The organism is Yersinia pekkanenii (assembly GCF_001152565.1).
In the GTDB taxonomy this organism is placed as follows: domain Bacteria; phylum Pseudomonadota; class Gammaproteobacteria; order Enterobacterales; family Enterobacteriaceae; genus Yersinia; species Yersinia pekkanenii.
This window is the reverse complement of sequence record NZ_CQAZ01000117.1, coordinates 1-3,275: the sequence shown is the minus strand read 5'-3', so window position 1 is coordinate 3,275 and position 3,275 is coordinate 1. Positions and strand designations below refer to the sequence as shown.

Genomic DNA, 3,275 nt, shown 5'->3' with positions numbered 1-3,275 from the left:
GGACCGCACAATGAAACGGTACTTCTGTATTGTGCTCGTTGTCTCTGGTGCACTGTTGTCATCCGGGAACGGGGGTTGGAGCATATCTAACAACTCGATCACGGTAACAATCAATACATCAGGCAAGTAAGCCAGGTAGCCGTCCTTCGGGACGGCTTTCCTTTACTAATTTTATCCATCTAAGCACTTAAGTTTCTGTCTTGGCATTTTGGAACTGACCCAGCCATCCTTTTCAGCCAAATCGAAATCTGTCTCATTAAAAGTAAATGAATCAAACCAAATAGCCATACAGATAGGGCAGGTTATTGGTAACGAATCCTCTTTGATAATATGGCATTCTTTACCTAATTCCTTACTTGTACCATCAATACAGAGTGATTCATAACCGTGAGCTCCAGTAGAAATATGGGTAAGGATCCTTTCTGTCCTTATACCCTCTTTGCTGTATATCTCATGCGTTGTGATTGTTTTTTTAGCTGGAGTGACCATGGCTTTTAGTGAAATCTTAGTCATATGCTCTTCCACGATGTTATAAGTGGCTGACCCTCTTGCCACAATCTATCAAACTCTTGCTGGTACTGGGCTGCCACGGCGGGCATATTCCACAATACGAGCGTATTTTCGGCATTGCGCTTGTCTGCACTGGCCGAAAAATTATATGAGCCGGTCTCAACTGTCTGACCATCGGTCACGATAAATTTGTTGTGCATGATGGCGTATTTGTCACTCAATCTGACCGCGATACCGCTGTTGGCCAGGAACGTCACCGCCGTATATTTATCACTGTTGGCCTTTTTGTCTGCCAGCACCTGGACTCTAACGCCGCGTTGTTGAGCTGTGCGCAACGCGAGAGCAATTTCTTTGCTGGTAAAGGAATAGGCTGCGACGTTTATTTCCTGCTGAGCGCTGTTGATAACATGCAATATGTTGGATAGCGCGGTTCCTGATGGTGAGAAACCAATGGTGATCTCTGCCTGGGGGGCGTTCAATGTGGCGAACGTCGATACTGACGGCATGAGCAACATTGTGGCCAGTAACATCGCGATAGGTTTACGGATTAGCATGGGATGCCTCCTCATTGACAGCGTTAAGCGCTTTACGGCTGAGCGTGACTTCTTTGGGCTCTGCGCGGGTATGGTAGGTCGCATTGGTTTTCTTGATAGCGCGTCGGGCCGCTTCAAACAGCAATATCCTCCGTTCAGCCGGGGTATAAGAGACATCATCGCGGTTATCGAGATCGCAGGTCAGCTGGCAGAGCTGGTGCAGCGTTTTGTCATAAAGCCGTGCTTTCAGCATGCCTTCTTCGCTATCGAGTGCTGTAGCGTTAAATCGTCGGAGAATATTGTCTACGTTGGTTTGGGATACGGGGCGTTTACGTGCCAGTGACGGTAAGAATCCGCACAGCGCTTCAAAGGTGGGTTTCTTTATTTCAATAAAGCGATTGATGCGCATAGGCAACTCACTGGACAGCTTTTCATCATCTGGAATGTATAGCGCCGCACTGCGGACTACCGCATCTTCCAGAACGATGACACCTTCCCCCTTTTTCAATGCTTTCAGCTCAGTGAATTCAATATTGTCACGTTCACGGATTTGCATTGAATCAGCATCATCATAAGTCGATGAAACCGCGCCTGAACGGCGTTCTACACTGCTGAGCTCGGAGTAATACCCCTTTCCTGCGGCCGCACGGATAATATCGAAGGTATCCAGTGGGTCTTCTAATGCCATAAACCATTTAGTGCGTTGGTTGGCGTTAACCGAGTCGAACTCTCCGTTGGCTTTACGTTTCATCGCCTGTGCATCTTGTCCGGACGTCATGAGCATGTAGAGCAAAGACCGCATCTGGGATGCCAGTTTATCCATACCTGAAGCAAAATAGGCCCCCAGTTCATCAAAAATGATGGCATAAGGGAATTTTCCAGCATACCGCTTGGCAATCAGCACATCTTTACGCTTACCCTCCAGATGATGCCCCAGATCCTGGCTAATGGTCATACGCAGCCCGGATATATAGAGTTTGCCCAATGTGGACGCTTCACTATTGGACAGCTCTAATGCCGGGATAAGGACGGCGAGAATGCGGTCATTATGCAACGTATCCCGAAAGGAAATATCACCGGCTCCTTTGGGAAACACATGTCCGTAGATATCATTGAACATGCTGAGCATTCGGGTGAATTGCTGGATAAGGAAACCGTGCTGGTCAAATACCCCTTGTGACCATTCGGAGGGTTTATTGATGAGATTCATGTCAAAGCCCGCCAATGCATTCAGGTAGCTTTCCAGTGGCTTGTAACCCTCTTCATGCCAGTTATTTTTTATTGCCTCCTGGTAAAGTGCCGCAATTTTTCGCAGAGGCAAATGCGCCTGGATAACATTCTGCGAGAGCTGAAGCCCATCGCGTTCGCGTTTGTAACATAAGGCATAGATGAGAGCCCCGATCATCGCTTTTGCTTTGTCTTGCCAGCCGTCTTCACCTGTAGAAGAGACTGGCAAAAGAGACTCCATCAACTGGATAATGAACGTTTCAGTCGCTTGACCGAACAAATTGATTGAGTTGGTCTGGGGGCGTGATTTATCACCTTTAACCAGGCGCTTAAGTTTACTTTCCCCCCCGGTTAAAAAGTTGAGGATCAACACATCGTCTTCCCGACCAAAACGTCGGGCAAGAGACCAGATAGCAAAGGCCAGATTGTTTTCTGCTTTACCATCAGAGAGACAAAAGGGTTCTGTCGCATTAACAGAGCAGAGTCAGCAAAAGTTGCGCTGCTGCTTTATTAGGCAACCAACAGATAAAATTGTTCCGCGGGTGATAAACGCGCTCCGGCGGGATGCTGATATTGCCCTTTACGTATCATGTGGATCAATTCGATGCCAATCAGGAGCGTCTGTGCCCGCCGGAACGATTTGAATCCCAGCATCAGGCGTATCCGACGTTTGATATTTCGGTGATCCTGCTCAATCAGGTTATTCAGATACTTGTTCTGCCTGACAGTAATGGTTTCTTCTTCTGGTTTGTCGGCGTTGAGTGTAGTCAGCGCTGCCGTGTTGGCACCACTTTTATCAAGGGTCACTATCTCAGGTTCATCGTGGTGTCGAATGGCTTTGCGAAAGAAGCGTAATGCAGCTGCAGCATCCCGTTTGGCGGTCAGCAGGAAGTCGATGGTCTGGCCTGAAGTATCGACCGCGCGGTACAGATATTTCCACTGACCTTTGACTTTGATGTAGGTTTCATCCATGCGCCACCGACGACCTACTGAGCGTTTATGTCG

5 protein-coding genes are annotated in these 3,275 nt (G+C 48.0%); 1 reads left to right on the top strand and 4 read right to left on the bottom strand.

Going from position 1 to position 3,275, the window contains the following annotated elements; all coding sequences use genetic code 11:
* Positions 1 to 10: 10 nt before the first annotated feature.
* Positions 11 to 130 carry a small toxic inner membrane protein TimP gene (gene timP / locus AEP37_RS27665; RefSeq protein ID WP_243758296.1) on the top strand — a complete coding sequence of 40 codons (120 nt, stop codon included), beginning with the start codon at positions 11 to 13 and terminating at the stop codon, positions 128 to 130.
* 41 nt (positions 131 to 171) lie between these two features.
* On the opposite strand, the gene AEP37_RS22875 is transcribed toward timP, so the two are convergent.
* The 4 genes from AEP37_RS22875 to AEP37_RS22860 all read right to left on the bottom strand — a co-directional run.
* Entirely contained in the window at positions 172 to 513 is a 342-nt protein-coding gene (locus AEP37_RS22875) for a hypothetical protein (protein ID WP_049615475.1), read from the bottom strand.
* Positions 510 to 1,058 carry a phospholipase D family nuclease gene (locus tag AEP37_RS22870; protein WP_049615478.1) on the bottom strand — a complete coding sequence of 183 codons (549 nt, stop codon included), beginning with the start codon at positions 1,056 to 1,058 and terminating at the stop codon, positions 510 to 512. Before AEP37_RS22870 ends, AEP37_RS22875 begins: the two co-directional genes overlap by 4 nt.
* Complete coding sequence (locus AEP37_RS22865; protein ID WP_053102015.1) at positions 1,051 to 2,643, bottom strand: hypothetical protein; 1,593 nt, start codon at positions 2,641 to 2,643, stop codon at positions 1,051 to 1,053. Before AEP37_RS22865 ends, AEP37_RS22870 begins: the two co-directional genes overlap by 8 nt.
* Before the next feature lie 137 nt (positions 2,644 to 2,780).
* A partial coding sequence (locus AEP37_RS22860; RefSeq protein WP_049615476.1) for an IS6-like element ISYps1 family transposase occupies positions 2,781 to 3,275 on the bottom strand: 495 nt, incomplete at its 5' end.

What these genes read in the sequence shown, in the direction of transcription:
- timP (WP_243758296.1), top strand. Translation starts at nt 11, where the DNA reads ATGAAACGGTACTTCTGTATTGTGCTCGTTGTCTCTGGTGCACTGTTG.
- AEP37_RS22875 (WP_049615475.1), bottom strand. Translation starts at nt 513, where the DNA reads ATGACTAAGATTTCACTAAAAGCCATGGTCACTCCAGCTAAAAAAACA.